This window comes from Streptococcus oralis, assembly GCF_001579025.1.
Classification (GTDB): Bacteria; Bacillota; Bacilli; order Lactobacillales; family Streptococcaceae; genus Streptococcus; species Streptococcus oralis_X.
On sequence record NZ_KQ970236.1, the window covers coordinates 240,083 to 256,185 of the forward strand.

11 protein-coding genes are annotated in these 16,103 nt (G+C 39.3%); 5 read left to right on the forward strand and 6 right to left on the reverse strand.

Annotated features, from left to right (window positions below; translation table 11 throughout):
• The first annotated feature begins 59 nt into the window (after positions 1-59).
• Both SORDD27_RS07450 and SORDD27_RS07455 read left to right on the forward strand, forming a co-directional pair.
• Positions 60-956, forward strand: coding sequence for an SPFH domain-containing protein (locus SORDD27_RS07450; protein WP_000244062.1), 897 nt, complete (start codon positions 60-62; stop codon positions 954-956).
• Positions 957-1,062: 106 nt separating this feature from the next.
• Positions 1,063-1,278, forward strand: coding sequence for a capsule biosynthesis transcriptional regulator (locus SORDD27_RS07455; protein WP_001130031.1), 216 nt, complete (start codon positions 1,063-1,065; stop codon positions 1,276-1,278).
• Positions 1,279-1,370: 92 nt separating this feature from the next.
• Here the strand turns inward: SORDD27_RS07455 and SORDD27_RS07460 are convergent, their stop codons facing one another.
• Together SORDD27_RS07460 and SORDD27_RS07465 are read right to left on the reverse strand one after the other, a co-directional pair.
• A complete protein-coding gene (locus tag SORDD27_RS07460) occupies positions 1,371-2,111 on the reverse strand; it encodes an amino acid ABC transporter ATP-binding protein (protein ID WP_000189490.1) in 741 nt (246 codons plus the stop codon).
• Positions 2,108-3,673 (reverse strand): ABC transporter substrate-binding protein/permease, encoded by a 1,566-nt coding sequence (locus SORDD27_RS07465; protein ID WP_000732044.1) that lies wholly within the window; start codon positions 3,671-3,673, stop codon positions 2,108-2,110. The genes SORDD27_RS07460 and SORDD27_RS07465 overlap by 4 nt, the downstream gene beginning before the upstream one ends.
• A gap of 129 nt (positions 3,674-3,802) precedes the next feature.
• Between SORDD27_RS07465 and SORDD27_RS07470 the strand changes: the two genes are divergently transcribed.
• Together SORDD27_RS07470 and SORDD27_RS07475 are read left to right on the forward strand one after the other, a co-directional pair.
• The gene (locus tag SORDD27_RS07470) at positions 3,803-5,698 is read left to right on the forward strand and encodes a DUF2207 domain-containing protein (protein WP_061428347.1); all 1,896 of its coding nucleotides are present in this window, start codon (positions 3,803-3,805) and stop codon (positions 5,696-5,698) included.
• Between the two features lie 59 nt (positions 5,699-5,757).
• The gene (locus SORDD27_RS07475) at positions 5,758-6,603 is read left to right on the forward strand and encodes an undecaprenyl-diphosphate phosphatase (RefSeq protein ID WP_000273567.1); all 846 of its coding nucleotides are present in this window, start codon (positions 5,758-5,760) and stop codon (positions 6,601-6,603) included.
• A gap of 35 nt (positions 6,604-6,638) precedes the next feature.
• Here SORDD27_RS07475 and dinB read toward each other — a convergent pair whose 3' ends face one another.
• On the reverse strand, positions 6,639-7,700 hold the full coding sequence (gene dinB, locus SORDD27_RS07480; RefSeq protein ID WP_061428349.1) for a DNA polymerase IV: 1,062 nt from the start codon (positions 7,698-7,700) through the stop codon (positions 6,639-6,641).
• Between the two features lie 233 nt (positions 7,701-7,933).
• On the opposite strand from dinB, the gene pflB reads away from it, so the two are divergent.
• Positions 7,934-10,249 (forward strand): formate C-acetyltransferase, encoded by a 2,316-nt coding sequence (gene pflB / locus SORDD27_RS07485; RefSeq protein WP_000260622.1) that lies wholly within the window; start codon positions 7,934-7,936, stop codon positions 10,247-10,249.
• Positions 10,250-10,499: 250 nt separating this feature from the next.
• Here the strand turns inward: pflB and SORDD27_RS07490 are convergent, their stop codons facing one another.
• Genes SORDD27_RS07490 through SORDD27_RS07500 form a run of 3 tightly spaced genes read right to left on the reverse strand, consistent with a single transcriptional unit; the run spans position 10,500 to position 15,868 of the window.
• Complete coding sequence (locus SORDD27_RS07490; protein WP_061428351.1) at positions 10,500-11,135, reverse strand: G5 domain-containing protein; 636 nt, start codon at positions 11,133-11,135, stop codon at positions 10,500-10,502.
• Positions 11,136-11,151: 16 nt separating this feature from the next.
• The gene (locus SORDD27_RS07495) at positions 11,152-13,413 is read right to left on the reverse strand and encodes a G5 domain-containing protein (RefSeq protein WP_061428353.1); all 2,262 of its coding nucleotides are present in this window, start codon (positions 13,411-13,413) and stop codon (positions 11,152-11,154) included.
• Positions 13,403-15,868: a right-handed parallel beta-helix repeat-containing protein gene (locus SORDD27_RS07500; RefSeq protein ID WP_061428355.1), complete on the reverse strand. Its 2,466-nt coding sequence runs from the start codon at positions 15,866-15,868 to the stop codon at positions 13,403-13,405. Before SORDD27_RS07500 ends, SORDD27_RS07495 begins: the two co-directional genes overlap by 11 nt.
• Between the last annotated feature and the right edge of the window lie 235 nt (positions 15,869-16,103).

Here is a 16,103-nt window from a genome sequence, read left to right on the forward strand (position 1 = left end):
ATTATTTGCGTAATAATGATGATGGTGCTATAATGAGGGTGACGAAAGGGGAGATTCCCATGGTTTTACAAATTTTACTTGTTTTATTGTTTTTAGTGGTGATTGCATCAGTGATTATGGTTAGTTCTGTGTATGTGGTTCGACAACAATCTGTCGCTATCATAGAACGCTTTGGTAAATACCAAAAGTTGAGTAATAGTGGTATTCATTTACGAGCTCCTTTTGGAATTGATAGGATTGCGGCAAGAGTTCAACTACGCTTGTTGCAAAGTGAGATTGTTGTAGAGACAAAGACGCAAGATAATGTATTTGTAACGATGAATGTGGCAACTCAGTATCGAGTAAATGAAAACAATGTCACAGATGCTTATTATAAATTGATGCGTCCAGAAGCCCAAATTAAATCCTATATTGAAGATGCTTTGCGTTCATCTGTACCAAAGCTAACCCTAGATGAGTTGTTTGAGAAGAAGGATGAAATCGCCTTAGAAGTTCAAAAACAAGTGGCTGAAGAAATGTCTACGTATGGGTATATCATTGTCAAAACGCTGATTACTAAGGTTGAACCTGATGCTGAAGTAAAACAATCAATGAATGAAATTAACGCGGCTCAACGTAAGAGAGTTGCGGCGCAAGAACTTGCTGAAGCAGATAAGATTAAAATCGTGACCGCAGCAGAAGCTGAAGCAGAAAAAGATCGCCTACATGGTGTAGGGATTGCAGAGCAGCGTAAAGCAATTGTTGACGGACTAGCTGATTCTATCCAAGAGCTAAAGGGAGCCAATGTTGAGCTAACTGAAGAACAAATCATGTCGATCCTATTAACGAACCAGTATTTAGATACGTTGAATAATTTTGCAGATAAAGAGGGTAATAATACAATCTTCCTACCTGCTAATCCTAATGGAGTCGAGGACATAAGAACTCATATATTATCGGCTTTAAAAGCCAAATAAAAATATGCAGAATAATATAGTTACGACGAATATATGTTTTTTTATTGACAAACGAAATAAAAACGTATACAATTAAGTATTGTAAAGAATAATTTAGGAGAAGAACATGGCTAAGTCGAACTTTGAAAAAGTAGAAGCAGTTGTTGGCTGGGTTCGTGATAAGAAAATCACAGGCTACCGTATCTCTAAAGAAACGAATGCGCGTGAAATGTCTATCATTGCTCTAGCACAAGGACGCGCAAAAGTTAAAAATATTTCATTTGAAACAGCTCTTGGTTTAATCGATTTCTATGAAAAAAATCATGAAAAATTTGAAGATTAAACTGTGGTCACAGGCAGATTCCTGAGTCGAGTCTGCCTTTTCTTTACAATTACAAATTAAAAAGACTGCATTCTTTATGCAGTCTTTGTTTATTAGCTGAGATAACGTTGAAGAAATTCTTTTGTCCGTTCTTCTTTAGGGTTCGTGAAGAGTTCTTCTGGTTTGCCTTCTTCAGCAATGACACCCTTATCCATAAAGATGACACGGTGAGAGACATCGCGAGCGAATTCCATTTCGTGGGTTACGACGATCATGGTCAAGCCTTCTTGAGCCAAATCCTGCATAATTTTGAGGACTTCTCCAACCATTTCTGGATCGAGGGCAGATGTTGGTTCGTCGAAGAGAATGGCATCAGGATTCATGGAGAGAGCGCGGGCGATAGCTACGCGTTGTTTTTGTCCCCCTGAGAGTTGTTTAGGCTTGGCTTGCCAGTAACGTTCTCCCATGCCAACTTTTTCGAGATTCTCTTTGGCAATTTTTTCAGCTTCAGAGTGGTCGCGTTTAAGGACAGTCGTTTGGGCAACGATAGTATTTTCAAGGACATTCAGATTTTCAAAGAGATTGAAAGATTGGAAAACCATACCGAGTTTTTCACGATAATGGGTGAGGTTATAGCCTTTTTCTAAGACATTTTCTCCTCGATAGAGAATCTCTCCCTCTGTAGGTGTTTCTAGTAAATTAATTGAACGAAGGAAGGTTGATTTTCCACTTCCTGAGCTCCCGATGATGGAAATAACCTCTCCTTTATGGACGGTGAGAGAAATGTCTTTTAGCACTTCGTTTTGCCCATATGATTTTTTGAGGTGTTTGATTTCAAGGATTGCTTGTGTCATTTTTTCAAATCCTCCGTTTGCATTTGGTTAGCACCTGTAGTGTAAGTATCCATGTCCATACGACGTTCGATGAAGCGTAGGATACGGGTCACAGTAAAGGTGAGGACAAAGTAAATCACGGCGATGATGGTAAAGGTCTGGAAGTATTGATAGGTTTGTGTTGCTACAGTATTTCCTGAGAAATAAAGCTCAACAACTGAAATAACGTTCAATACAGAGGTATCTTTGATATTGATGACAAACTCATTACCAGTAGCAGGTAGAATATTACGGACAACCTGAGGTAGGACAATCTTACGCATGGTTTGATTGTGGGTCATACCAAGAGCAGTAGCAGCTTCAAACTGTCCTTTGTCAACTGCTAGAATACCACCACGAACGATCTCTGTCATGTAGGCTCCCGTGTTGATTGAGACGATGAAGATAGCAGCTAGTGTGCGGTCAAGGTTAATACCAAAAGCTTGGGCAGTTCCATAGTAGATAACCATGGATTGAACAATCATCGGTGTACCACGGAAGATCTCGATATAGACATTGAGAATCCAACCGACTAGTTTCTGTAGGGCGTACATTGCCTTGTTCTCAGATAGTGGAGCGGTACGGAAGACCCCGATTGCAAGTCCGATAAGGAGACCTGTAATGGTTCCGATAATGGAGATTAGGAGTGTGATACCAGCACCACGCAAGAGTTGTTGCCAGTTCTCAGAAAGAATCTTAGCGACTTGGCTAAAGAAACTACTTTCTTCCTCTGTTGTTGTAGACTCCACAGGTTGCTCTTTGATCATACGATCCATGAGGGCTACTTGCTCATCCTTTGAGATGGTTTCGATGCTCGCATTGATTTGGCTGATGCGGCTGTCATCTTTACGAAGTCCAATGGCAATAGCTGTATCTTCTTCGCCAGTTTTGAAACCTGGTTGAGGTTGGATCATTTTGAATTTAGCGTTAGCAGACTCAGCGGTCATTGCTTCAGGTCGTTCAGAAACATAGGCATCAATAACACCAGCCTCCAGAGCTTGACGCATTTGGGCGAAGTCACCCATAGCTGTTTCTTTTTTTGCACCTGGAATTTGGGAAATCAGGTCATAAAGATAAACACCTTGTTGAGACGTGATTTTTGCTCCGCTAAAGTCCTCTAAAGATTTGGCATTGGCATAGGCAGAGTCCTTTTTTACCAATAGAACGGGTTCGCTAGTATAGTAACTGCTTGAAAAAGCAATTTCTTGTTTGCGTTCAGCGGTTGGGCTCATACCGGCAATGATCATATCAATTTTACCAGAAGTAAGGGCTGGAACAAGTCCTTCCCATTTGGTTTTTACGACCAAAGGTTCCTTGCCTAAGTCTTTGGCAATCTTTTTAGCAATTTGAACATCGTAGCCGTTGGCATATTGGTTGGTACCGTCGATTTTGACGGCGCCGTTACTATCGTCGTCTTGGGTCCAGTTGAAGGGAGCGTAAGCTGCCTCCATCCCGATGCGTAAATATTCGTCGGCTTGGACTTGGCTAACTAGTCCTAAGGTAAGGGCTAAGCTAGCAAGGATAGATAAGCATAATTTTTTCATGTTTTCTCCTATTTCTAGTCTAAAAATGACTCCCTCTATTGTATCTAAAAATAGCGAGATTTTCAATACAAGTAAGCCTTTACTTATAAAAAATGATATAATGGTAAAAAGATTGAAAGGGAACCGATTATGAAAAAAAGATGGCTGTTGGCTTTGGTATTTGCTTATTTATTATTTATACCGAGCCTAGTTTTTGCAGTAGACTTTGATATCTTATCCTATCAGGGTGATTTGAATATTCATGCAGATAATACTGCAATTTTTAAGGAAACAATTACCTACCGCTTTGGAGATGATTATAATGGTCAGTTAGTTGGGCTAGGGAAAGCTGGGAAAATGCCGGAAGGATTTGACATTGATCCCGACCCGACCGTTCAGGTCTCTAAAAATGGAAGAATTGTTCAAAATGTTTCCTTCTATACCATGGAGGAAGAGGACGGCTACAAGGTAAAAATTTACAATGCTGGATATGCCGGAGATACTGTTCGGGTAACGGTTACTTGGAAACTAACAAACCTTCTCTTCTTATATAAGGACATCGCAGAGCTAAATTGGCAACCCTTGACCGATAGTACTGGAGACATCAAAGAGATTGAGTTTAAGGTCAGCTCTGATACTCCAGCAGAGAAACTCTATTTTCATGCAGGCCAACTCCTAAGGGACTCTAGTGTTGAAAAAGCAAATAATCTCTATCATGTCAAAATGAAAGACCTTCCGAGAAAGCGACAGATCGAATTACATGCTTACTGGCCGAGAAGTGCTTTTGTAGGAGCTCCTGATCAAGGATTAGAGGAAGAACGTTTAACCGATTTTAACCGGATTGAAAGCAATATAGCAACAGAAAAAGCGCAAAGTGAGATTTTGATGAAATGGATGTTTCCCGTCATTTTTATGAGCCTCTTACTTCTAGTTCCTATCTTCTATAGGATGTTTCGTCAGAGTACAAGCATTAAAAAGGTCTTTCCAAAAGATCATCGACTCTACGAACCACCGATGGATTTGCCTCCAATGGTTTTAGCAGAAGCAGTGTATTCAACGTCCTTAGAGGAAGTCAATCCCCTAAACAAATCAGGGTTTGGTAAATTTACTTTTGAACGTTTGATTCAGGCAACCTTGTTGGATTTAGTAGATCGAGGTCATTTATCTATTTTCCAAGGTGATGAGGAACCTTATGTGCGCATTATCAGTGAAAAGGGTTTATCCAATTTTGAGAAGGAATGTCTGCGCATGACTTTGTCAAATAAGAAAGAATTGGCTATTTCAGAGCTCTTCCCTGATTACCAAGTTTCATCTTCCCTTTACCGTGGTGCCAAAGAGTCAGATGAAAAACATATCCGAGAAACAGGCTCGCGTCTCAAACGCTCCTTTGAAGGAAGACTTCAACGCATTCAGTCTTGTGTCAAGGATAAGGTCCATGTACTTCGTATCCCAAGCTACTATCGTCCCTTGACAAGTGAGGAACGTCGCCTTGCTCTCGGGATGCGGGTCTGTTCAGCCATAACAGCTCTAGGTGGACTGCTATTCTTTTACTATAGCTGGCAAACACATGGTTTCTTTTCGATCCCATTTCTACTCTTAGGATTGACAGGATTAGGAGCTAGTTTCTGGGTTTACCTTGCCACGCGAGGATCCTATCGCGATGGAGTTCTAACAGAGGAAGGAGCGGAGATCTTCTATCTCTGGACGAGTTTTGAAAATATGCTTCGCGACATCGCTCATCTGGATCAGGCCGAGCTAGAGAGCATCGTCCTTTGGAACCGTCTATTGGTCTATGCGACTCTCTTTGGTTATGCCAAGAAGGTGAGCAAGTTAATGAAAGTTCGCCATATTCAGCTTGAAAATCCAGATTTGAATCTTTATGTAGCCTATGGTTGGCACTCACAGTTCTACACCTCAACTGCACAAATTAAGCAATATACTGCTGTCGCAAATACAGCGAGCAATTACTCTGTATCTTCTGGAAGTGGTTCTTCAGGTGGAGGATTCTCAGGAGGCGGAGGCGGTGGTAGCATCGGCGCCTTCTAAAAAATCTATCGCAACATCCGAAATTATGCTATAATAGAAGACAGAAAAAGGAGTAATGTATGTATTTTATTGAAATTTTGAAGTCGATCTTTTTTGGGATTGTTGAAGGAATTACAGAATGGTTGCCCATTTCAAGTACTGGTCACTTAATCTTGGTTGAAGAATTTGTACAATACAAGGACCAAAATGAAGCCTTCATGTCTATGTTTAATGTTGTCATTCAGCTTGGTGCCATTTTGGCAGTTATGGTCATTTACTTTAATAAGCTTAACCCTTTCAAACCTGGTAAAACTAAGGTCGAAGTTCGTAGGACTTGGCAATTGTGGTCAAAAGTCTTCGTTGCGACCTTGCCTTTGCTATTGGTTTTTAAACTAGATGATTGGTTTGATGCCAACTTCCATAACATGGTTTCAGTTGCGATCATGTTGATTATCTATGGTGTTGCTTTTATCTACCTTGAAAAACGAAATAAGGCGCAAGCCATTGAACCAACGGTAACAGAGTTAGACAAGTTGCCTTATAAAACAGCCCTTTACATTGGGCTCTTCCAAGTCCTCGCTCTCTTTCCAGGAACGAGCCGTTCAGGTGCGACGATTGTTGGTGGTTTGTTGAATGGAACAAGCCGCTCAGTCGTAACAGAGTTTACCTTCTATCTCGGAATTCCTGTTATGTTCGGAGCCAGCGCTTTAAAGATTTTCAAATTTATTAAAGCAGGTCAACTCTTGAGTTTTGGACAACTGTTCTTGCTCTTGGTTGCCATGGGTGTTGCCTTTGCGGTCAGCATGGTTGCCATTCGTTTCTTGACCAGCTATGTGAAGAAACACGACTTTACACTCTTTGGTAAATACCGTATCGTACTCGGTAGTGTCTTGCTGCTCTATAGTTTTGTGCGTTTGTTTGTATAAGAAAAAAAGCTTGAGGGAATTTTCCTTCAAGCTTTTTAAAATCCTGTCACCGTAATTCCTAGTAAACGGATACCTTTTTCTTTTTCAGCTAGTTCTTCGTAGAGTTGAAGGGCAGTTTGAGAAATCTGACTAGCGTCCTGTGTTGCTTGTGGGAGGCTTTTTCGTCTAGTCAGAGTGGAGAAGTCAGCATATCGTATTTTTAGGATAATGATTTTTCCAGACTTGTCCTGTGTGCTGAGATTGAGAGCTACTTTTTCAGAGAGGAGAGTCAGCTCTTTTTTGATGTCTTCTTCAACTTGCAGAATCTTCCCATAGGTTTTCTCCTTTCCAATGGACTTACGAATGCGATCGGACTTGACTGGAGAATTGTGAATACCACGAGCCTTTCGATAAAGGTCAAAGCCGAGTCTGCCAAAGCGATCGATTAAAGTGACTTCTGAGACATCCAATAAGTCTGCGCCAGTATAAATGCCCATTTCATGAAGGCGTTCAACTGTTTTTTTGCCCACACCGTGAAATTTAGCAATGTCCATTTGTTTGAGAAAATCCTCAGCCTGATCTGGGAGGATGACTGTTAAACCATGTGGTTTTTGATAGTCACTAGCCATTTTAGCTAAGAATTTGTTATAAGAGACGCCTGCAGAAGCAGTCAGATGTAGCTCCTGCCAGATATCTTGTTGGATGAGGCGGGCTATTTTGACAGCTGACTTGATACCGAGTTTATTTTCCGTTACATCCAAGTATGCCTCGTCAATACTCATAGGTTCGATCAAATCAGTATAACGTTTAAAAATAGCTCGAATCTCAAGTCCTACAGTCTTATACTTTTCATAATTTCCTGAGATAAAGACAGCTTGGGGACAGCGCTCATAAGCTTCTTTAGAGCTCATGGCTGAATGAATACCAAAAGCTCGCGCCTCATAGCTACAGGTAGAAACGACACCTCGACCACCTGTTTGTCTGGGGTCGCTTCCGATAATGACAGGTTTGCCCTTTAACTTGGGATTATCTCTTATTTCCACCGCAGCAAAAAAGGCATCCATGTCGATATGGATGATTTTTCTGGACAAATCATTTATCAATGGAAATATGAGCATTTCAATCCCTTTCTAGTGTCGTTTTCTATTTATTATACCCTTTTTTCTGAAAAAGTGGAAAAAGTCTAACCTGACTTTCAAAAATATAATACAGATAAGAACGAAAAAGGGACTGTATTATAAAAGAAAGCGCCTAAAATGCTGTTTTTCTCTTGTTGAAATCGGTTACTGTATGGTATACTTGTCTCAATAATGTAACAGATAACTGTTACTAGAAAAAAGAGGATATTAACATGGTTGTTAAGACAGTTGTTGAAGCACAAGACATTTTTGATAAAGCTTGGGAAGGCTTCAAAGGCGTAGATTGGAAAGAAAAAGCAAGTATTTCTCGCTTTGTTCAAGCTAACTACACACCTTACGATGGAGATGAAAGTTTCCTTGCTGGACCAACAGAACGTTCACTTCACATCAAAAAAATCGTAGAAGAAACAAAAGCACACTACGAAGAAACTCGTTTCCCAATGGACACTCGTCCAACATCTATTGCTGATATTCCTGCTGGATTTATCGACAAAGAAAACGAGGTGATCTTTGGTATCCAAAATGATGAACTCTTCAAATTAAACTTCATGCCAAAAGGTGGTATCCGTATGGCTGAAACTACTTTGAAAGAAAATGGATACGAACCAGATCCAGCTGTTCACGAAATCTTCACTAAATATGTAACAACAGTTAACGACGGTATCTTCCGTGCCTATACTTCAAATATCCGTCGCGCTCGTCACGCTCACACTGTAACTGGTCTTCCAGATGCCTACTCACGTGGACGTATCATCGGTGTTTACGCGCGTCTTGCTCTTTACGGGGCAGACTACTTGATGCAAGAAAAAGTCAACGACTGGAATGCAATCAAAGAAATCGATGAAGAAACAATCCGTCTTCGTGAAGAAGTAAACCTTCAATACCAAGCATTGCAACAAGTTGTTCGCTTGGGTGACCTTTACGGAGTTGATGTTCGCAAACCAGCGATGAACGTCAAAGAAGCTATCCAATGGGTTAACATTGCTTTCATGGCTGTCTGCCGTGTGATTAACGGTGCTGCTACATCTCTAGGTCGTGTACCAATCGTACTTGATATCTTTGCAGAACGTGATCTTGCTCGTGGTACATTTACTGAATCAGAAATCCAAGAGTTCGTTGATGATTTCGTTATGAAACTTCGTACAGTTAAATTTGCTCGTACTAAAGCTTATGACCAATTGTACTCAGGTGACCCAACCTTCATCACAACTTCTATGGCTGGTATGGGTAACGATGGTCGTCACCGTGTTACTAAGATGGACTACCGTTTCTTGAACACTCTTGACAATATCGGTAACTCTCCAGAGCCAAACTTGACAGTTCTTTGGACTGATAAATTGCCATACAACTTCCGTCGCTACTGTATGCATATGAGCCACAAACACTCTTCTATCCAATACGAAGGTGTAACAACAATGGCTAAAGACGGATACGGAGAAATGAGCTGTATCTCATGCTGTGTGTCACCACTTGACCCAGAAAACGAAGATCAACGTCACAACATCCAGTACTTCGGTGCTCGTGTAAACGTTCTTAAAGCCCTTCTTACTGGTTTGAACGGTGGTTACGACGATGTTCACAAAGACTACAAAGTATTTGACATCGATCCTATTCGTGACGAAGTTCTTGAATTCGAATCAGTTAAAGCGAACTTTGAAAAATCTCTTGACTGGTTGACTGACACTTACGTAGATGCTTTGAACATCATCCACTACATGACTGACAAGTACAACTACGAAGCTGTTCAAATGGCCTTCTTGCCAACTAAACAACGTGCTAACATGGGATTCGGTATCTGTGGATTTGCTAACACTGTTGATACATTGTCAGCTATCAAGTACGCTACTGTTAAACCAATCCGTGATGAAAATGGTTACATCTACGATTATGAAACAATCGGTGAATATCCACGTTGGGGTGAAGATGACCCACGTTCAAACGAATTGGCAGAATGGTTGATCGAAGCTTACACAACTCGTCTACGTAGCCACAAACTTTACAAAGACGCAGAAGCTACAGTATCTCTTTTGACAATCACATCTAACGTTGCTTACTCTAAACAAACTGGTAACTCACCAGTCCACAAAGGTGTATACCTCAACGAAGATGGTTCTGTGAACTTGTCTAAACTTGAATTCTTCTCACCAGGTGCGAACCCATCTAACAAAGCTAAAGGAGGATGGTTGCAAAACTTGAACTCACTTGCTAGCCTTGACTTTGGTTACGCAGCTGATGGTATCTCATTGACAACTCAAGTTTCTCCACGTGCTCTTGGTAAGACTCGTGACGAGCAAGTTGATAACTTGGTAACAATCCTTGATGGTTACTTCGAAAACGGTGGACAACACGTTAACTTGAATGTTATGGACTTGAACGATGTTTACGAAAAGATCATGTCAGGTGAAGATGTTATCGTACGTATCTCTGGATACTGTGTAAACACTAAGTACCTCACTCCAGAACAAAAAACTGAATTGACACAACGTGTCTTCCACGAAGTTCTTTCAATGGATGACGCATTGAGCTAAGATAGTATACAGAAAACTAGCCTTAAGGCTAGTTTTTTTGTTACTGAGGTTTTGATAGTTTTAAAACAAGGAATATTATAGTTTTTGCTCTCAGAGAGAAGAGACAAATTACTTCTATATAAAATATGACTTTTTCTGCCTTACTGCAGGTGTCATAGAATTGACTAAAAAGGATTGAAGTCTACAAAATATAGACTTCAATCCTTTTTTAAAATATACTATCTAGCTTGAAGAGTAAATGACATATACTTTAGTCGTTATCTTCTTCTTTACGTTTGAATAGTGTAAGACCTAAGGCTGCAAATAGAGCTAGAGCACCAGTCACTGCTGCAGAGTGATTGTTTTCTGTTCCTGTATTTGGTAATACTTTGGTATTATCAACAGTAGATTGCTCAGTATTTGCATGGTTTTGTTGACTATCTTGACTTAATTGGTCAGTATTATTTGGAGTAGTTGCAGTAGTAGCAGCTGTTCCTATTCTTACAATTTCATCAGTAGGTGTAATTGTAACTGTAGAAGAGAGAATGTTGCTAGAAATAATCTGTCCTTTATCATCAAAAACTTCTTCGATAATGATTGTACGAAGACCAGCTTTACCTGGGGCCACAATTATTTGTGTTCCACTAGGCAATTTATCATCATAAATGGATTGAATACCATATGGAATAGAAAGTTCAATAGTTCTCTGAACAGTTCTAGTAAGTGGTTTTGTTCCCACAAGTACAATCTGTTTGACAGGCTCAGTTTGTTCGTCAGAGACAACACGAGATGAGATCACAGTATTGTTTCGGTTGTCAATAGTATCTTCGTGAACAATAGTTCTAGTACCTTTAACACCAGGGGTTTGAATCTCTTCTTCCCCAACAAATAGCTTATCAGAAGGCACTTTAACGATGTCAAAGTCAATATCTTGTTTTTCTAGTTCTTTGAGTAGTTACAGTGAGTGGTTTTGTTCCCACAAGTACGATCTGTTTGACAGGTTCGGTTTGTTCGTCAGAGATAACACGAGACGAGATCACAGTATTGTTTCGGTTGTCAATAGTATCTTCGTGAACAATAGTTCTGATACCTTTAACACCAGGAGTCTGAATTTCTTCTTCTCCAACAAATAGCTTGTCAGAAGGCACTTTAACGATATCAAAGTCAATATCCTGTTTCTCAGTTCTTTGAGCAGTTCTAGTAAGTGGTTTTGTTCCCACAAGTACAATCTGTTTGACAGGCTCAGTTTGTTCGTCAGAGATAACACGAGACGAGATCACAGTATTGTTTCGGTTGTCAATAGTATCTTCGTGAACAATAGTTCTGATACCTTTAACACCAGGGGTTTGAATCTCTTCTTCCCCAACAAATAGCTTATCAGAAGGCACTTTAACGATATCAAAGTCAATATCTTGTTTTTCAGTTCTTTGAGTAGTTACAGTGAGTGGTTTTGTTCCCACAAGTACGATCTGTTTGACAGGTTCGGTTTGTTCGTCAGAGATAACACGAGACGAGATCACAGTATTGTTTCGGTTGTCAATAGTATCTTCGTGAACAATAGTTCTAGTGCCTTTAACACCAGGAGTCTGAATGTCTTCTTCCCCAACAAATAGCTTATCAGAAGGAACTTTAACGATATCAAAGTCAATATCTTGTTTCTCAGTTCTTTGAGCAGTTCTAGTAAGTGGTTTTGTTCCCACAAGTACGATCTGTTTGACAGGTTCGGTTTGTTCATCAGAGATGACGCGAGACGAGATCACAGTATTGTTTCGGTTGTCAATAGTATCTTCGTGAACAATAGTTCTGATACCTTTAACACCAGGGGTTTGAATCTCTTCTTCCCCAACAAATAGCTTATCAGAAGGCACTTTAACGATATCAAAGTCAATATCTTGTTTCTCAGTTCTTTGAGCAGTTCTAGTAAGTGGTTTTGTTCCCACAAGTACGATTTGCTTAATAGGTTTAGTAGTGATACTATCAGAAACTTGTTCTCTTGAAATTAGATCATTTGTATCATTATCACGGATTTCTCGATAAGAAACAGTACGGATTCCTTTGACACCAGGAGTTTTGATGACAGAATCACCAACTAAAATAGTATCATCGTTTACATATTCTGTTTCGAAATCGACATCAAACTGATCAAATGCTCCAATAGCTTTGGAAGTTCGTGTACCAACATGGACAATACGGCTTTGCGGTGCCGTAGTTACATTTTCATCAGTAAATGTATATTGCGTATCGTTCTTCAAACCAATTGGAAGGTTTTCGTAGCGATAAATCATCTCAGTTGTTTGAGTTTGTTTTTTAGTATCAGTGTAACTATACGCCTTAGTGGCAGTCATAATATTGCCATCTGTGGTTGTATAGTCTGCTCGAAGCAAGCCAGGAATGCGATCATTATCAGTAGCTTCTCGAATATTTGTTGTTGCATAGAAGTATCTGAGACCATAGTTTAGGATATCGGTTCCACTTGATTTCTCATAAGCAGAGTTATCGACACCAGTCGCATAGGTATTTACAGTTTTCGTTCCAGCTACACCAGGAGTTTTCTCAATGCTGGTTCCAGCAGCGATAGTTTTATCGTTCACGTAGATTGTTTCATATGGAATAGTCTCTTCTGAACTATTGACTAAGCGAGGGGAACTTGTTGAAAAACGACTAACTCCCATATTGAATTGAGTGCTATTCTTTTCCTTGTTAGGAGTAAGGCGTTCGGTTGCAGGCTTATAGATCGCATTGCCAAGTGGATCGGTTTTCGTATCGGTAGTAGAAGCTGTGATTTCGGATTCGGAAGTGAAGGTATTGTTTTCAGTATATCGAACCAGGTGATTGGCTTCTAATACACGGATTGGCAAATCAACATTGTTAGCATAACTAATATTAGAAATTTTAATATCGTTTCCAATAAAAGCTAATGGTTGAGTTCGACTAAGTGTATTTGGAAGGTTGCTTGGAGTTCGAGTTGTATTAATACCAAAACCAATTCCAGGTTGCACCAAAGTACCATTATTTCCATTTAAACTAATTAACGGCGTTTGCGTTGCAGCATTCTTAGCTAAAGATTGTGTGATTTCCCCAAAGTCAAGATTATTGTCTTTAAAAAGAACGCCCTCTGCATTTGTTGTAATAGAAATGATAGGCATTGTCTTTTGTTTTCCGATGATGCCAGGTCTAGTACTCATGAAAGTTTTTTTTGACTTTAATGTCATTGTTTTGGAAAACAACAGACCCACGGAACTTATCTTGGTTAGCTCGAATTGTTTTATCTGCGACATTAAAATTACTAGTCGATTCAGCGATTGTAATAGCAGATAAATCTTTATTTGGATCACCGTAAAGTTCTTCAAGCTCGACTTTATTATTACTAATGTTGATGGAACCAGAACCATATCCCAATCCGTTTGCAAATTTACTTGTATCAGATAATGTAGCGGTTCCCCTAATATTGTCATTAGAAGAGTTAATCATCTTAATCAAATCGTTTGCTGAGTGTCCAGTGATTTGATTGTTTTTTATATTTAGTACATAGTTTAGATAAGGCTCTTGCATACGAACCAAGATAGCATTTGTATTGTAGTCTTGGTTTGTAGCGGTTCTACCTGATGAATCCAAATCTTGAATGCGGTTATTACTAATTTCAAAATAACCGACGGCTCCGTCTGCACTCAAGTCCTGAGATTTTTCATTCGTTTGCAAATGAATCGCTTCATACTGGAGGTAATCATGACCATGTGTGAATTTTCCGTCAACTTTCAAGTCATCTCGTACTAGACGATTTGTTTTATCTTGTGTGACAACGTTGTTTCGAATGACAACATTTTCCATTTTAAAGTTTCGGTTGTATACAGAGATACCTAACAAGCGATCTCCGTATGAAATGTTGTTTTCGATTAAAATTCGGTCACCGTCGTGAATATCTAAACCTTTACGATAGTTATAGGTACTCGTATTGTTTCGGAAAACTATTCCATTATTGTAGGATCCAGCCTCTGAAGCGAAACCATAGCCTGTACTTCCGTTTAATTTGTGTCCATTTTCAGAAGTGGTTGTTCCTTCAATAAGGATATTGGTTTGGTAAGAGAATTGAACTCCAGCCACTCGGTTATTGTGAGTATTACTGTTTAATACTTTATTGTTTTCACCTAAGTTTAGACTACTGAAAGTATAACCAGGAGCTTTTCCAGCAATCAAATTACTCACAGAGCGAGGACGGCCCCAACCAGGTAGAGAGATATTTGAGACACTGTTATATGACGACCCGAAACGGATACCAGCTTTGTTAGCTCCACTCGCTTCAACGTTCTCAACAGTTACATTATCAGAATCATTGATAAGGACGCCATCGACTTTTCCATAGTAGGGCATTCCTTTGACGTAGAAGCCATCATGTTGTTCTCCAAAAGCTTCTTTTAAGTTTTGGATAGAAACAGATAAATCTTTCACAAGGAATCCATTTTGATTTTCAACTAGCAAAACTGCATGGTCGCGATTGTCAGTATCATTCTCGTTGCTATCCCAAGGATTTCCTAGCTGAACTAAATTTGTTTTTAATACGGTTGTTCCTGGACCGTCTCCAAAGAGACCGGTTACATTTGAGTGCTCTGAACCGATTTTAATTTGATTAAAGGAGCCACTTTCGCTTTTGCGATAGATAGGCAGTGCTATCCCTGTAAGGTTTTCTCCGTTAGAACTAACATAACGAACAAGTCCATCCGAGTCTACACGGAGATTTTCATATTCTTCTTTCGTAACATGCGAAAGATTCTGAACACCATTAATTCGTCCTTTTTGTATAGGCATAGGGACACCTGATCCGTATGTTAAAATTTTATAGTGATCAATTTCGCCTTTATCACGAGCCACATTGACAATTCCAGAAAGTTTGACGGCAACACCAGTATGTTGTGTACCATCTGGATCAGCCATTACAATTTCATTTGCTGCTTTTAGTGCTTTATTAACAGCGAGAGTATCATCTTGGTTATCAGCTACATTCAAACCAAAATCAGTAGCATTGACATAGTACCATTTGTTTTTATGATCATAGTGAACATCATACTCAATGCCTTCAACAGTTGGTTTTGAAACAACGGTTCTTACATCTTCTGTGATGGCATCCTGAATTTTTTTTGATTGGTTTTCTTTTGGTATTTCAGGAATGGCTTTTGCTTTGATTGCGTCCTCATCAGCTTTTACTTCTGGTTTTAGAGCAGGTTCGATAGGTTCAGCAGGTTCAGTCGGTATAGATTCTTTTGGCTGACTTTTATTTTTTTCCGCAGATGTGGATGCGCTTACACTTCGGAAGCCACTTCGTCCTATTTGTTTACTATTTGCTGGCTCTGCTGGCTTCGTAGGAGTTTCAGTTACAGTGCTAGCACTATCGGATACATTAGAGGAAGGAGTAGTAGACTGTTCAATCACTGAACTAGGATTATTACCATTTTCAGCAGAATTTAGGGTATTTCCGTCTTCATTGGTTTTTTCAATCGTTGAAGATGTAACTGTAGTCGGTTGTAGCATTTCTGAAGTGTCTCCCCCAACTTCATTAGCGGCTACGTTATTGACTAATAAGGCCGATGTAACAATTCCGATTGAAACAGCAACCCAGTGCTTCTTTACTTTACGTAACTTTTTCATAAAAATATAATTCCCTTTTTATTTTTTATATTAAATAGTTTGACCGCAATTATTCATAATAATTTATAATTAGCTTCTCCTACAAACAACTATAATAATATATAAAAATATATTGCAGCCTTTTTATTTTAACAAATCAAGTAGTTTGAGTCAAGAAATTAAACTAGAAAATTACAAAAAAATACAGATTATTTAATGAATAAAATTATTTCATTTGCAAAATAATTACAATAAT

What these genes read in the sequence shown, in the direction of transcription:
- SORDD27_RS07450 (WP_000244062.1), top strand. Translation starts at nt 60, where the DNA reads ATGGTTTTACAAATTTTACTTGTTTTATTGTTTTTAGTGGTGATTGCA.
- SORDD27_RS07455 (WP_001130031.1), top strand. Translation starts at nt 1,063, where the DNA reads ATGGCTAAGTCGAACTTTGAAAAAGTAGAAGCAGTTGTTGGCTGGGTT.
- SORDD27_RS07460 (WP_000189490.1), bottom strand. Translation starts at nt 2,111, where the DNA reads ATGACACAAGCAATCCTTGAAATCAAACACCTCAAAAAATCATATGGG.
- SORDD27_RS07465 (WP_000732044.1), bottom strand. Translation starts at nt 3,673, where the DNA reads ATGAAAAAATTATGCTTATCTATCCTTGCTAGCTTAGCCCTTACCTTA.
- SORDD27_RS07470 (WP_061428347.1), top strand. Translation starts at nt 3,803, where the DNA reads ATGAAAAAAAGATGGCTGTTGGCTTTGGTATTTGCTTATTTATTATTT.
- SORDD27_RS07475 (WP_000273567.1), top strand. Translation starts at nt 5,758, where the DNA reads ATGTATTTTATTGAAATTTTGAAGTCGATCTTTTTTGGGATTGTTGAA.
- dinB (WP_061428349.1), bottom strand. Translation starts at nt 7,700, where the DNA reads ATGCTCATATTTCCATTGATAAATGATTTGTCCAGAAAAATCATCCAT.
- pflB (WP_000260622.1), top strand. Translation starts at nt 7,934, where the DNA reads ATGGTTGTTAAGACAGTTGTTGAAGCACAAGACATTTTTGATAAAGCT.
- SORDD27_RS07495 (WP_061428353.1), bottom strand. Translation starts at nt 13,413, where the DNA reads ATGAGTACTAGACCTGGCATCATCGGAAAACAAAAGACAATGCCTATC.
- SORDD27_RS07500 (WP_061428355.1), bottom strand. Translation starts at nt 15,868, where the DNA reads ATGAAAAAGTTACGTAAAGTAAAGAAGCACTGGGTTGCTGTTTCAATC.